Source organism: Tessaracoccus luoxuelianae (assembly GCF_055326245.1).
This window is the reverse complement of the sequence record NZ_JBUZNO010000019.1, coordinates 1-14,252: the sequence shown is the minus strand read 5'-3', so window position 1 is coordinate 14,252 and position 14,252 is coordinate 1. Positions and strand designations below refer to the sequence as shown.

Here is a 14,252-nt window from a genome sequence, read left to right as displayed (position 1 = left end):
CCAGGACTCCTGACATGGTCGAGGGTGTTGGTGTAGTTGTTTGGGGTTGACTAGTGCTTCTTCTTCGCGGAATGCCTGCGGTGCCGCCCCAGATGTGCCATAATTGGTGCGTATCGGGGATTAGGTTTGGGGGGTGGGATGATGGCGGTCATGACTGCGGATCCTCCTCTGGCGTGGGTGCCGGGTGAGGCGGTCGAGGTTGGGTTGGCCGGTGGTCTGGTTGAGGATGCTGAGGGTGGCCGGGTGTTCCTGCACGGGAACCTCGTCTACGCGTGGGATGTCGGTGATGAGGCTGGTCGCCGGTTGGCGGCGGTCCAGTTGGTGCGGATCAAGGCCGCGCAGGCGATCCAGGTGGCGGCCGCGTTCGGGGTGGACCCGTACACGGTGTCGCGGTGGTCGAAGGCGTTCCGCGCCGAGGGGGTGGCGGGGGTGGTGACGGGCAAGACCGGCCCGAAAGGGCCGAGCAAGGTCACTGATGCGGTCCTTGCCGAGGTGCGGGAGCGTCGCGCCGAGGGGGGCTCGTTGCGGTCGATCGCGGCCGCGGTGGGGATCTCGGTCACCAGTGTGCGGCGCGCCCTCGAACAACCGGAGCAGGAGCCGGAGCCGGAGCGGGAGTCAGCACCGGGTCCCGATCCGGTGCTGGAGGTGGTGCCGGTGTTGCCTGCGCCGGTGTCGCGGTCGGTGGAGCGGGGTCTGGCCCGGGCCGGGTTGTTGTCTCAGGCGCCGCCGGTGTTCCATGCCGCCGGAAGGGTGCCGTTGGCTGGTTTGTTCCTGGCCTTGCCCGGGTTGGAGGCCACCGGCCTGCTCGGCTGCGCGACACGCGTGTATGGAGGGTTGCCGGCCGGGTTCTACGGCCTGGAGGCGATGTTGGTGGAGGGGGTGTTGCGGTGTCTGGCGGGGGAACCCCGCGCTGAGGGCGCCACCCGGATCGACCCGTACGCCCTGGGCAGGGTGCTCGGGTTGGACCGGGCCCCGGAGGTGAAGACCATCCGCCGCAGGATCAGCCTCCTGGCCGGCCACGGCAAGGCCGAGGACCTGTTGGCGTCGATGGCGGCACATCACCTGGCCCACCACCACGACGACAGCAAGGCCGGGGCCGTGTTGTATGTCGATGGGCATGTCCGCGCCTACCAAGGGACCCGCAGGATCGCCAAAACCCATGCCGCCCGGCTCCGGTTCCCCGCCCCCGCGACCGTGGAGACGTGGATCTCCGACGGCCACGGTGACCCGGTACTGGTGGTGATGGCCGAACCGGCCGCCTCCCTGGCCTCGGAACTACGCCGCCTGCTCCCCGCGCTGCGCCGCGCGGTCGGCGACGACCGCAGGGTCCTGGTCGGGTTCGACCGGGGCGGCTGGTCCCCGGCCCTGTTCGCCCACATGACCGGACACGGGTTCGACCCGTTGACGTGGCGTAAAGGCCCCGCCCCCGACATCGACCCCGCCCTGTTCGCGCCGATCACGTTCACCGACGACCACGGCACCCGGCACACCTGGCAGGCCGCCGACACCCGCGTCGAGCTGCCCGTCGACGACCACGGCGGCACCTTCGGAATGCGGCAACTGACCCGCCTGCTCGACACCAAGACCGGCACCCGGCAAGCCCACATCCTCACCACCCGCACCGACCTGCCCGCCGGCGAAATCCTGCACCGGATGGGATCACGGTGGCGGCAGGAGAACTACTTCCGCTACGCCCGCATGCACTTCGCCCTCGACTCCCACGACCACTACACCACCACCCCCGACGACCCGCACCGGATGGTGCCCAACCCGGCCAAGAAAACCAGCCGCGACACCCTCACCGCTGCCCGCAACCGCCTCGACCGCCTCCAAGCCACCACCGACGCAGCCCTCCTCGACTGGCGAACCCCCCAACCAGGCCAAACCGACATGCTGCTCACCAGCGCCGACCACAACAAGATCACCGCCCCCCTCTTCGACGCCCAAGACGCCCACGACCTGGCCCACCAGGCCCACACCAACACCCCAGCCCGGCTACCCCTGGCCCAGGTCAACCCCGGACAACAGGTCCTCGACGTCGAAACCAAACTCCTCACCCACGCCATCCGGATCGCCGCGTTCAACACCATCACCACCCTCGCCCGCGACCTACGCGTCCACACCGGCTACGCCCGCGCCCACGACGAGGCCCACACCCTGATCAGACAAGCCCTCACCGGAACCGGAGACATCATCCCCACCAGCGACACCCTCACCATCCGCCTCGACCCCCTCCCCACCCGACGCGCCACCACCGCCCTCACCGAGCTCTGCGACCACCTCACCAACACCGCAACCCGCTACCCCGGCACCAACCAGACACTGAAATACGAAACGAAAACGCGGTCCTGACACCACAACAACCATGGCGCCATGTCAGGAGTCCTGGGTTCCACTCCCCGAACGGACTTGGGCAGCCCGCGCACCAGTCGCATCGAGAAAATAGATAGGATGGCTCGTCGGCTGTTTCATGGATGACGGTGCCGACGGCTACCTCCAGGAGCGCCCATGGCCAATCTTCTTGAAATCTGGACCACCACCCGACTTAGGCTCATGGTTGAACTCGAGCGTTGCGGCTCACTCTCCCAAGCCGCAGAGGAAGTGGGGCTCAGCCAACCTAGCGCGAGCGAGCACATCCGCATCATTAACAGAGCTGCCGGTGAGCCAGTGGTGGTGCGCAATGGACGGACGCTGGCCCTGTCTCCTGCCGGGAGAATGGTTGCGGCCTACGCCGCACACGCGCTGAGCAACCTCCTTGCCGGCGAATCTGCGCTAGCTGCGCGGATTGGACTACGAGCCGGAAGCCTCCGATTGGCCGCTTCGTCCGTTCCTGGTACGTATATTGTCCCAGACGTTCTTGTGTCCTTTCAGGAGGAGGCACCTGACGTGTCCATCGAGTTCTCCGTGGGCTCAACGGCAGAAGTTAGACAATGGATCCTGTCTGGGAGGGCATCTTGCGCGGTCACCTGCGGTGACATCGCCGACGATCGTCTCAAAGTGAGCCCAGTTGGCCCGGACGACATCAAGGCAGTTGCTCAGCCGGGGCTCTTGGCATTGACCTCCATGGGGCAGGCCCATCCCTCCCAATTGGACAAACAGACACTCCTCGTACAGGAATTCGGTTCAAGCACACGCAACTACGCTCAGCAGATCCTAGAAGGCACCACCTATCGTTTTCGACGGGTGTGGGAGTTAGGGTCTGTAGACGCTGTCAAGCGCGCCGCGAGACAGGGCAGCGGGATCGCATTCCTCTCCACCCATACCGTTGTTGAGGAACGGCGCAGGGGCGAACTGATCACCTTCGATGTACTCGGTGTGCCAAAGCCCAGTCGTCGCGTTAACGTTGTACGCGCAACGGGATCGCCGGAAAACCCAGCAGAAAGGTTCTTCGAGTCCCTGCTGCGAGCCCAACTCAGCGCCCACACCCAAGATGGCTCCAGGGCCCTGAACGGCTCTGCAACCATTCCGCCGATAGGTACGAGTACCGCTCAGGGATGAAGTGCCACAGACCTCCTGCGCCGAATCGAGGTCCGGCACGGCACGCCCAGCGGCGGCTCCCGCACCTACGACGAGCTGGTCCAGGGCTGGAACCTCGTCTACGCGCCCGAGGCACCCTTCGGTAAGTCGATGCTGGAGAAGGTCGAGCAGTTCGGCCGCGACGGCGCCGTCGCCGGGTCGCACACCTTCACCTACTACGACGACGTGGCCTTCGCGTCTGGCAGCTACGACGGCTTCGCGGCCGGCGAGGCCTGGAACTCCGGCAGCGACCTCAACCAGTCCCTCCTCAGCCCGGTGGGGCTCAGCGCGCTCGGCGCCTCCGAGACCAACAGCGGCGGCGGCCACGCCTATCTCGGCTTCAACCTCTCCAACCCCACCAAGACGGGGTCGTTCGGCGGGGCCCTCGCCATCAGCGGCAGCGGCACCGGTGGCCTCATCGAGATGCTCGACATCAACGGCGACATGCTCACCGACAAGGTGTTCCGCACGAACATCACCGGGGCGGGCGTCAAGTACCGGCTCAACAACGGCGACGGAACCTTCGGCCCCGCGAAGGACGTGGTGGGCATCGGAACCCTGTCCACCGAGGCCAACATCGGCGTCTCCGGCGGCCCCGAGGCGTACTTCGGCGTCTCGGTGCAATTCAACATCGCGGCGGACGTGACCATCGGCGAGCAGTACTTCACCGACGTCAACAACGACGGCCTGCCGGACTACGTCAGCGCCGGGCAGGTCTACTTCAACACCCCCACCGCGACCGGACCCGAGTTCCGCTCCGACAGCGCCGACACGCCCGTGCCGATCGACAACGGCACCGTCAACCTCGACGACATCGAGAAGCTGGCCGAGTTCGAGGAGCTGCAGCGCGCGAACTCGCCGCGCCAGGACGTGGTGCGCCGCTGGGTGGCGCCCTACGCGGGGACGGTCAGCATCGAGGGAGCCGCCACGCTCACCGACAGCCACGTGGGCGACGGCGTCCGGCTCGCCATCCAGCACGCCTCCACCGAGCTGTGGGCGGCCAACCTGCTCACCGCCGGTTCCACCGCCACCCCGCCGGCGCTCAGCCGGTCGGTGCAGCGCGGCCAGGCCGTCTACTTCCGCGTCGGCTCGGTTGACGACGGAGCCACCGACAGCGTCGCCTGGGCACCCGTGATCACCTACACCTCGCTGGGCACCCTGCCGACGGATGCCAACGCTCTGAGCCAGACACAGTTCGACGCCGCGGCCGAGTTCACGCTCGCCGGCCGCCCCGACACCCCCGTGCTCATGCCGCTGCGGGGCACCGTCACGGTGGAGGGGACGCTCACCAAGACCGCCGCCACCAGCGACGACCTGACCCTCCTGGTGCTGCACGACGGCGCCACCGTCGCCTCAGTGCCCGTGCCCGCGGGCTTCGTGGGCGACATCGACCTCGACGAGAGCTTCCCCGTCGCCGCGCCGTCCGGGGACACGGCGGACAAGGTGGTGGTGCGCATCGCGGCCGACTCGCCGATCGATCCCACCGTCCTGTCGTTCGCCCCCCGGCTCTACTACACCGAGGCCTTCGACGGGACGACCCCCGTGGAGGTCCTGGCCGATCTCGACGACGACGGCCAGGTCGACGACCACACCCTCGAGCTGAACCTTCCCTACGACATCGACCTCTACCCCACCACGGACGAGACCGCCCCCCGGACCCCGTGGACCTCCACCATCGGCCGCGAGGTCACGGTGGAGGCGTCCGTCGGCGCCCTGGATGCCGAGCCGGGCCAGGTGACCCTGACCGTCAAGAAGCGGGTCGCGTCCGGCCTCGGTGAGGTGGTGGCCAAGCAGACCTTCGACGCCGGCGCCCTGGGCGGCAGCACCGAACTGACCGGCGTCACCCTCGAAACCGGCTCCGACTACTGGTTCGACCTCTCCGTCCGCAACCCCGACCTGTCCGAGCGCATCATCAGCAACGACGTCATCCTGGCCTGGACCGACGGCGGCACCGACGAGACCCTCGACGTGCCCGAGACGCTCAACTCCGCCGGCCGGCAGGGCATCTTCCCGATCGCCCACCGCGGCTGGGCCTACGCCGGCTACAACGCAGACTACGAGGGGACCAACCGCTCCACCGTGCCCCTCGACGAGCAGGCCTTCGTCTTCCAGCAGGCCAACTACCCGACGTCGGCGCCGACGGGCTTCAACGACTCCAGCTACAAGGATCCGGCCCAGGGCGAGTCCTACCCCTATGTCGCATACCTGCTCCGCACGCCCGGCGGCAGCGACCCCGTGCCCGTCTGGCGCGGACTGAAGGACAACCTGGTGGGCGGCGCGGACTTCGCGTCGAGCTCGCGCACCGGGTCCGACAGCATCGGCGTCGCCGGTGCCCCGGGTGCCGGCGACAGCGTGCGCGCCGTCCGCCGCGTGGGACTGACCGCGCCCGTGTTCGGCCTCGTCGCCGGCATCGGCCCGCTGTCGGCCGCCTTCGGCGCCGGTCCGAGCTTCGGCCTGCTCGACTACGTCGACGTCAACGCCGACGGCTTCCCCGACATCGTCGCCCCCGGGCGGATCACGTACACCACCCCGCTCGGCGGATTCCTCCCCGGCTCCGGCTCCGGGCCGGACGTGGTGGGCCAGGACACCACCTTCGCGGTCAGCGGAGGCTTCAGCGGCACCGCCATCGACATCAAGGCCAACTCCAAGGGCGATGCGAACACCGCGCAGGACACCGCCACCACCAGCGGCACCTCGAAGAAGGCCACCACCTCGGGCTCCGCGCAGCAGGGTGAAGCGGCCGACACGCAGGAGTCCGGCGCCAACGTCGGCGGCTCCCTCGGGGTCACCGCCCAGTTCACCAACCCCGGCGGCGGCGTGAACTCAGACTGGGGCGACTCCATCTCGCAGATGGACCTCGACACCTCCGCCCCGCTCGAGCGCGAGCTGGCCGACGTCAACGGCGACTCGTTGCCGGATCTGGTGCTGGCCGGCGGTGGCGGCGTGCGCGTCCGCTTCAACCTCGGCCACAGCTTCTCCGCCACCGAGGTGCAGTGGTCCGAGGGCGGATTCGAGAACGGCGAGTCCTACTCCGGCTCCGTCGGCCCGCTGCTCGGCTTCAACTACAACAACAAGGAGTTCTCCGGCGGCCTGTCCCTAAACGAGGGCATCGACCAGGCCCGGTACTCCTGGGTCGACGTCGACGGCGACGGCGTCCTCGACCGGGTCCGCAAGACCGACGACGGCACCCGGGTGGCGTTCGCCTCCGGCAGCGGCGCCCGGTCCGAGGTGGACTACGGCACCATGGTCTCCGGCGAATTCGATCTGATCGGCAGCATCCCGCTGGGTGAACAGGCCTCCCAGGACCGCAGCCGCGGTGTGGGCGGCGGCTTCGACTTCACCATCCCGATCGGGCCGCTGTGCCTGGCCGGCTGCTACATCATCGTCAACCCGGGCGCCAGCTTCGACCGCAGCCTGTCGTCGAGCCAGGTGCAGCTCACCGACGTCGACGGGGACGGCAACCCCGACTCGGTGCTCAGCACCGACGACGGCGAGATCACCGTGCGCGCCAACAACCGTGGCCGCACCAACCTGCTCAAGAGCGTCACCAACCCGCTCGGCGGCCAGATCCGCCTCGGCTACACCCGCGACGGCAACACCACCGAGCAGCCCCTGCCGCTGTGGCTGATGACCAGCGTCGAGGTGGACGACGGCCGCCCCGGCGACGGCCCGGTGCACGCCAGCACCTTCGGCTACGAGGGCAACCGGTTCGACAAGGTGGAGCGTGAGCTCATGGGCTACGGGACCGTCGTGGAGGAACAGCGCGACGGCCCCGGTGGGGCTGTGCTGCGGCGCACCGTGAGCACCTTCGGCAACGACACGGTGTTCGACTCCGGACTGCTGGAAAGCCAGGAGATGCAGGCGCCCGACGGGACCCCGGTGAGCCGGACAGCGTCCACCTGGGTGACCATCGGGCTCGACTCCGGCGGAGCCACCGTCCCGGCCGCGACACCCGATCCGGTCACCATCCCGGCCACCGGCGCGGAGGCCCTCGCCCTCCTCGACGACCGCCGAGGCGTGGTCCGCACCCAGGTGCTGCAGTCGTGGTTCAACTCGGCCGGCGCCCTCGGCACGTCCATGAAGAACTCGTTCTTCTACGACGCGCTGGGCAATCCGGTGCGCCAGATCGACCACGGCCAGCCGTCCGACCTGGCCGACGACCTCGAGGCGCTCACCACCTATGCCGACTGCCGCAGCTCCTCGTGGGTCAGCACCGTGGCCACCTTCACCGTCCTCGATCACGCCGGAGGCGTGCTGCGGCACCGCGACGGGTCCACCGACCTGTGCCTCAACGCCGTGCCCATCCACATCGAGGAGCGCATCGACGACGACACCGTCGCCGTCACGGACCTCACCTTCGACGCCTGGGGCAGCTACAACCAGGTGGCCTACCCCGAGAACGCCGACGGGGACCGCTACGTGGTGGACTACGTCTACGACGCGGACCGGCACACCGACGTGGCCGAGGTGACCGACAGCCACGGCCTGACCGCCCGCGCGGCGTTCTCCGCCGCCGGCCTGGTCACCGACCGCATCGACGCCAACGGCAACGCCACGCGCTACACCTACGACGCGTTCAACCGCCTGGCCACCGTCCGCAGCCCGAACGAGCAGGACCCGGCGGGGCCGCCGACCGTGGCCTACGAGTACGCGCCCACGGCCGCGGCCTACGGGTACGCCGTCGCCCGCCACCACGACCGCTTCAACCCCGGAGACACCATCGACACGGTGGCGTTCGTCGACGGTATGGCGCGGATCACGCAGACCAAGCGCGACTACACGATGATCCAGGACGACTCGTCGCTGCCTGCCCTCGACCAGGTGCTGGTGGCAGGGGCCATCGAGTACGACGCCCTCGGCCGCGAGATCAAGGAGTGGTGGCCCACGATCGAGCCCCTGGGCACCTTCACCGCCTACCAGGCGGCCACCGACCCGTATCCCCCCACCCTGACCTCGTACACGCTGCTCGACCAGGTGGAGAAGGTTGAGCTCCCCTACGGCGAGGGCAACTCCGATCCCATCATCACGACGATCGACCACGGCTTCGGCACCACCCAGGGGGTGCCCGACGGCCTCTTCGTCACCACCATCACCGACCCGATCGCCCACGACTCGGCGCTGACCGGCGGCGGCACCGCCACCGAAGGCAAGCAGCAGGTGACCTACTCGGATGTGCGCGGCAACCTGCTGGTCAACGACGACATCCCGGCCGCGGCCAGCGCCATCCGGACCCGCTACCGCTACGACGTGCTCGGCCAACTGACCGCCGTCGTCGACAACGCGGGGAGTCAGACGAGCCACGCCTACGACGGCCTCGGCCGGCGCCTGTGGACCGACACCCCGGACGGCGGGAAGCGCGAGATGACCTACGACCCCGCGGGCAACGTCGTCAAGGAGACCACGCCCAACCTGGCCGCCGACGGCCAGCACATCGCCTACGGCTACGACATCGACCGGCTCACGACGATCGACTACCCGGACGACACACCCGATGTGGCCTACGCCTACGGCGCGCCGGGGGCACCCGACAACGGCGCCGGCCGTGTCGTCGGCGTCGAGGACGGGGCCCGCATCCAGACCCTGGCCTACGACGCTCTCGGCAACGTGGCCACCGAGGTCACCACGATGAAGGCGCACAACCTCAGCCCCAGCACACGGGACAAGCTGACCTTCACCACCGGCTTCAGCTACGACTCGCTGGGCCGCATCGACCAGCTGACCTACCCCGACGGGGAGGTGCTCTCGCACGATTACGACAGCGCCGGGCAGCTCACCGCCATGCTGGGGGTCAAGGAGTGCACCCAGCTGGGGGCGCTCACCGTCGCCATCAACGCGGAGGCCACCACCATCACGGTCACCGAGGTGGCCGACTCCGCCCCCGCGCTGCCATTCACCATCCGGTTGGGTGACGAGCAGCTCCGGGTCACCGACAGGGTGGCCACCGGCACGCCGGGCGAGTGGCTGTACACCGTGGAGCGCGGGATCAACGGCAACCTGCTGTTCCCGACGGCCGTGGGGCACACGGCGCGCACCAAGGTGATCTCCGACGAGGCGCTCACCTGCTCCTACAGCTACCTGGAGCGCCAGGAGTACGACCAGTTCGTCGACCGACGGCTGCGCGACACCGGCAACGGGGTCTCCACGCAGTGGGCCTTCGACTGGATCGGCCGCCTGGAGACCATCGCCACCGACACTCCCGTCCGCAACGTCCAGAACCTGACCTACGGCTATGACAAGGCCAGCAACGTCGTCTCGATGGATAACGACGTGCCCGCGGCCACGCCCAGCCTCTATGTGGGGCCCAGCTCGCAGGCTTACACCTACGACCCCCACTACAGGCTGAGCAGCGCCACGGGGCGCGCCGACGTGGCCCCCGACAAGGTCCGCCGGTTCACCCTGGACCTCACCTACGACGAGCACGGCAACGTCACCCGTAAACAGCAGGGCGACTCCATCGGCAAGGCGAACGGGAAGGGCAAGCTGCTGCTGCCCCCCGAGACGAACTACACCTTCTCGATGGAGTTCGACGGCGCCGGGCCGCACCAGCTCACCCGGAACGGGCCGAGGTCCTACACCTACGACCTCAACGGCAACCTCGCATCGTGGGTCGACACCGTCACCAACGAGACCCGGACCATGACGTGGGACGCCGAGGACCGGATCACCCGGTTCGACGACGGCAGCGACACCACCGAGTACACCTACGACTCCGACGGCAGGAGGGCGATCGAGCGCGGACCCGACGGCGAGACCTCGTTCGTCAACCGCTGGTACACCGTGCGCAACGGCGCCGTCCCGTGGAAGCACATCTGGGCCGGCGACGACCGGATGGCCACGAAGCGCTCCTTCGACGGCGACTTCGAGCATCAGCAGTACTACCTGACCAAGGACCTCCAGGGCTCCACCCATGTCGTCACCGACGACATCGGCAAGGTCTTCGAGCACTGGGAGTACTTCCCCGGTGGCGAGCCGTGGATCCGGGAGGACTCGAACGTCCATCGCACGCCGTACCTGTACGTGGGCGGCTACCTGGACGAGGTGCGCGACCTGCTCAACCTGGGAGCGCGTTGGTACGAGCCGCGGGAGGGCATGTTCTACAGCCCGGACCCGATGCTCTACACCGACCCGTCCGCGGTCCAGGGCGACCCTGCCCTGCTGCCGGCCTACACCTACGCCGAGTCCAGCCCGCTGCGGCTGGTGGACCCGGGAGGCCTGGCGCCGAGCGTCGCCGGTGGGGGCCTGTCCTCGTCGGGCGTGACCGCCAGCACTCCGTCGGCCAGTGATGCCGGCGTGCAGACGGACGCAGACCGCGGCTCGCGGCTGTGGTTCCCGCTGGCCCGGATGGCCGGCTCAGCCGAGGCCAAGAGCCTTCAGGCGTTCTCCGAACGCTACGAGATGACGCCGTTGATCCAGGTCAACATGGTGAAGACCTCCGACGGCTGGCAGCTCCAGGACGTGAAGGCGTCGGCCTTCATCGGCCTCACCCAGAAGACCGTCTACACGGGGGCCGGGGACAGGAACGGCGCAGACAGCAGCGACGATTCCACCAACGCCGGCCTCGGCGGTCAGACGGGCCCGCAACCCGGAGCGGGGACGCCCGCGCTCGACGTGGGGCCGGCGGCCCTCGGCGCGGGCGGTTCGGCCGACGACGCGGGCGAGGGGTCGCTCGGCGACGGGGTCTCGGCGACGGGCTCCTCGGGGCTGTCCGATGGGACGCGGAGCCGGGCCGACAGCCTCAGTGACGGCGGCGGCTTGAGTCGCAGCGCGAGCAGTTCGTCGTTGGGCGGGGCCGACGCCGGCTCAGTCGACGGGCCGGCAGACTCCTCCGGGGCCTGACGCATCGCCGGTGGTCCGCCCGTCCGGCGGGCCACCGGGCACCGCCGTCGACCTTTCGCTAGTGCGAGGGGCAGGCGATCATTCGCTATCGCGAAGTGCCGACGGGGTGGCGCCGTCGGCCGGCGGCGGGGGTGTCGCGGCGGGGGTTGCCCGACGTCGGCGGAGCATTGCCCGCATCGGGAAGAACAGGATCAGCGCGGCCAGCCAGAGCGGCGACGTCGCGATGATCACCGTCAGCGCGCCGGTCAGCAGCTGCGCGGCCCCACGGATGCCGCTGGTGACTGCCGCGACGAAGCCCCACGACCCGCCATCCGGCCGCACCACTGCGCGCGGCTCGGTGAGCTCCACCGACACCGTCGCCATCGACGCCTGCCGCTCCAACCAGGTCACCTGCGCGTCCATGGACTCGATCTCACCGCGCACCCGGCCCAGCTCGGCCTCGATGGCCAGCATCTCCTCGACCTTCACGGCCGCATCGAAGAACTCACGCAGCCGCACCTCCTGGGCACGTAGGTTCTCCAGGCGTGCGGACAGGTCCACGTGCTCCTGGGTGACGTCGTCGGTGGCCTCGGACTGGAACTTCACCACCCCGATCTCCGCGACATCCGCGACGAAGTCCTCGTACGAGTCCGTGGGCACCTTGACCGTGACCCAGCCGCGCAGGGCGGTGCCGTCGCCGATGGGGTTGCCGGTCTCGTCGTAGTGGTAGATCCACTCGTCGGTGTCTGTCGCCACCTGCATGTTGACGACGGTGCCCTCATAGCTGCGCGCGAGGTCCTGGATGCTGGTCACCGCGTCGGCGGTGCTCTCCACCTCCAGGCGAAGGGTCTTGGACCGGATGATCATGCGGTCGCCGTCGCCTGCGGTGTCCTCCTGGCCGTCCTTCTCGGGGAGTGCCCCGCTGTCGCCACCGACGGCCGGTGCGGGTTCGACGCCGGGCATCTCCTCCGAGCTGGACCCGGATCCGGAACAGCCGGCGATCAACACTGCCATGAGGATCGCGGCGAACGCCGCCAGACCTCTCCGCAACCACACCTTCAGCATCGTCGTGCCTCCTTGCCGGACGTGAGCCGGACGAGGGCGGATGCCGCAGTTCTGCGGTGAACACCGGCCTCGCCGTCGGTGCATCGAGCCTACACCGGGGCACATCACCGCCCCGCCCGAGGAACTGAGGACCTGAGGGGCGAGCTCGGCCCTCTAAATGTCATGCTCAGAGTCGAGTACGACCCTGTCATGTCTCAGGCCTTCGTAGACAGTCCTGTCTCACCGGGTCGTTGACGGTTATGTCTCACTGGTGTCGGGTCGCCAGGGTCGGATTGTGAGCAGTTTAACGGTGCCGGGGGGGACGGTGCCGGGGTGGGACACGTGACCGAGGAACACGCCGTCGGGGTCGAAGATCTCGATGGTGGTGGCGTCGAACATGACGTGCAGGGTTTGGCCGGCGAGTCGTTTGCTGACGTAGATCTTGGCGCGACAGATGTGGATACGGCCGTCGGTTGCGACGCGCCGGTCGGCCCATCGAGCCGTGTCGGAGGGGTCGGTGGGGGTGCGTTCGCCCATCATGCGGCGAGCGGCACCGGAACGGACAGTTCTCCGGCCGGGGTCGCGGGTCGGGGCCACGACCGGCGGCGCCACCTCCGGCGTGGGTGGGCCGGGCACGGCTTTCGCTTTGGCCTGGTAGGCCTCGGCTGGGGTCTGATCCGGGTCGAGTGCCTGATGCGCCCGCTGGGTGTTGTAGTACTCGTCGAACTCGTCAACGAGCTCAGCGAGCCGCTGCGCGGTGCGGATCGGGCGGTGGGCGTCGAGGAACTTCTGGATGGTTCGGTGCAGCCGCTCATTCTTGCCCTGGGTGGTGGGTTTGCCGGGACGGCCGGTGATCGGTGCGACGCCTTGATGGCGCAGGTAGACCTCCAGCTGTGAGGTTCCGCCGCGTCGGGCCTGGTTGAACGCCGTGCCGTTGTCGGTCAGGAACCTCGCGGGTGCGCCATGACGGCCGATGGCGGCGGCGACCACGGTGATCGCCGCCTCGCTGGTCTCCGACCGCGCCACGAGGGAGGCCAGGATGAACCGCGAGTGGTCGTCCTCGACCTGCAGCACGCACCGCTTCGACCCGGCCTCGTCATCGAGGCGGTACTCGAACCCGTCGAGTTGCCAGCAGCCATTGGGATCGGGGTACCGGAACCGGCGGTAGGACGCCCTGGGGCGTTTCGCCGGCTCGGGCGTGACCACCCCGTGACGGGTGAAGATCCTCGCCAGCGTGGCCCGTGACGGCGGCGTCACACCTTGCCGGCGCATCACTGCCGCCACCGACAACGGTCCATGATCCCAGCCAGCCCGCTTCAGATCGGCCCGGACCTGCAAAGCCAGCACTTCCAGCTCGTCGCTGGTGCGTCGCGCCACCGACCTGGCCACCGGCTGCCGGGCAGTGACCGCGGCAAGCTTGCCCTCGGTCTGCGCCCGCGACCTCACCTTGTAGAACTCGGCCCTCGAAATCCCGTGCTCACGACAGAACCGAGTGACCTCACCCCGACGAGGCTGGTCAGGGAAATTGATGATCAGGTGACGAACACGAACGTCGATACGGGCAGCCATGCCGATGACCCTCGCCGCCGACCACCGCGCCAGGGCGATCGTCCACGAAGGCGTGAGACAGAACCGTCAACACCCACCGTCCACGAAGGTTGAGACACATCTGTCAACGAAGCACTGAGACAGCACCGTCTACGAAGGTATGAGACTTCGCAGAGTCGAGTACGACCCTCAGCATGACATTTAGTGGTGTGGGGACGGTCTCGACGGGTCGAGAACCCGGACCTGCCAGCGAGGGTGGGGGACGTCAGGGCGGCACTGCGCAGCGGTGCCCAACCCGACGATCACCCAACCGGCATCCCGCCCAAGCA

The 14,252-nt window shown here is 68.7% G+C and carries 5 protein-coding genes; 3 read left to right on the top strand and 2 right to left on the bottom strand.

Features of this window, described 5'->3' with window-relative positions; translation table 11 throughout:
- Positions 1–150 precede the first annotated feature (150 nt).
- The 3 genes from ACZK39_RS16385 (at position 151) to ACZK39_RS16375 (ending at position 11,352) form a co-directional block, all read left to right on the top strand.
- Positions 151–2,352 carry a helix-turn-helix domain-containing protein gene (locus tag ACZK39_RS16385; RefSeq protein WP_463613339.1) on the top strand — a complete coding sequence of 734 codons (2,202 nt, stop codon included), beginning with the start codon at positions 151–153 and terminating at the stop codon, positions 2,350–2,352.
- Between the two features lie 156 nt (positions 2,353–2,508).
- On the top strand, positions 2,509–3,498 hold the full coding sequence (locus ACZK39_RS16380) for a LysR family transcriptional regulator (RefSeq protein WP_463613938.1): 990 nt from the start codon (positions 2,509–2,511) through the stop codon (positions 3,496–3,498).
- A gap of 129 nt (positions 3,499–3,627) precedes the next feature.
- Positions 3,628–11,352, top strand: a complete 7,725-nt coding sequence (locus ACZK39_RS16375) for a toxin TcdB middle/N-terminal domain-containing protein (protein WP_463613937.1) — start codon at positions 3,628–3,630, stop codon at positions 11,350–11,352.
- Between the two features lie 78 nt (positions 11,353–11,430).
- Here ACZK39_RS16375 and ACZK39_RS16370 read toward each other — a convergent pair whose 3' ends face one another.
- Both ACZK39_RS16370 and ACZK39_RS16365 read right to left on the bottom strand, forming a co-directional pair.
- Positions 11,431–12,396 (bottom strand): DUF4349 domain-containing protein, encoded by a 966-nt coding sequence (locus ACZK39_RS16370; RefSeq protein ID WP_463613214.1) that lies wholly within the window; start codon positions 12,394–12,396, stop codon positions 11,431–11,433.
- Between the two features lie 237 nt (positions 12,397–12,633).
- A complete protein-coding gene (locus ACZK39_RS16365; protein ID WP_463613215.1) occupies positions 12,634–13,944 on the bottom strand; it encodes a DDE-type integrase/transposase/recombinase in 1,311 nt (436 codons plus the stop codon).
- Positions 13,945–14,252 lie beyond the last annotated feature (308 nt).

Excerpts from the sequence above, each read along its gene's own strand:
- ACZK39_RS16385 (WP_463613339.1), top strand. The coding sequence starts at position 151 with ATGACTGCGGATCCTCCTCTGGCGTGGGTGCCGGGTGAGGCGGTCGAG.
- ACZK39_RS16380 (WP_463613938.1), top strand. The coding sequence starts at position 2,509 with ATGGCCAATCTTCTTGAAATCTGGACCACCACCCGACTTAGGCTCATG.
- ACZK39_RS16375 (WP_463613937.1), top strand. The coding sequence starts at position 3,628 with ATGCTGGAGAAGGTCGAGCAGTTCGGCCGCGACGGCGCCGTCGCCGGG.
- ACZK39_RS16370 (WP_463613214.1), bottom strand. The coding sequence starts at position 12,396 with ATGCTGAAGGTGTGGTTGCGGAGAGGTCTGGCGGCGTTCGCCGCGATC.
- ACZK39_RS16365 (WP_463613215.1), bottom strand. The coding sequence starts at position 13,944 with ATGGCTGCCCGTATCGACGTTCGTGTTCGTCACCTGATCATCAATTTC.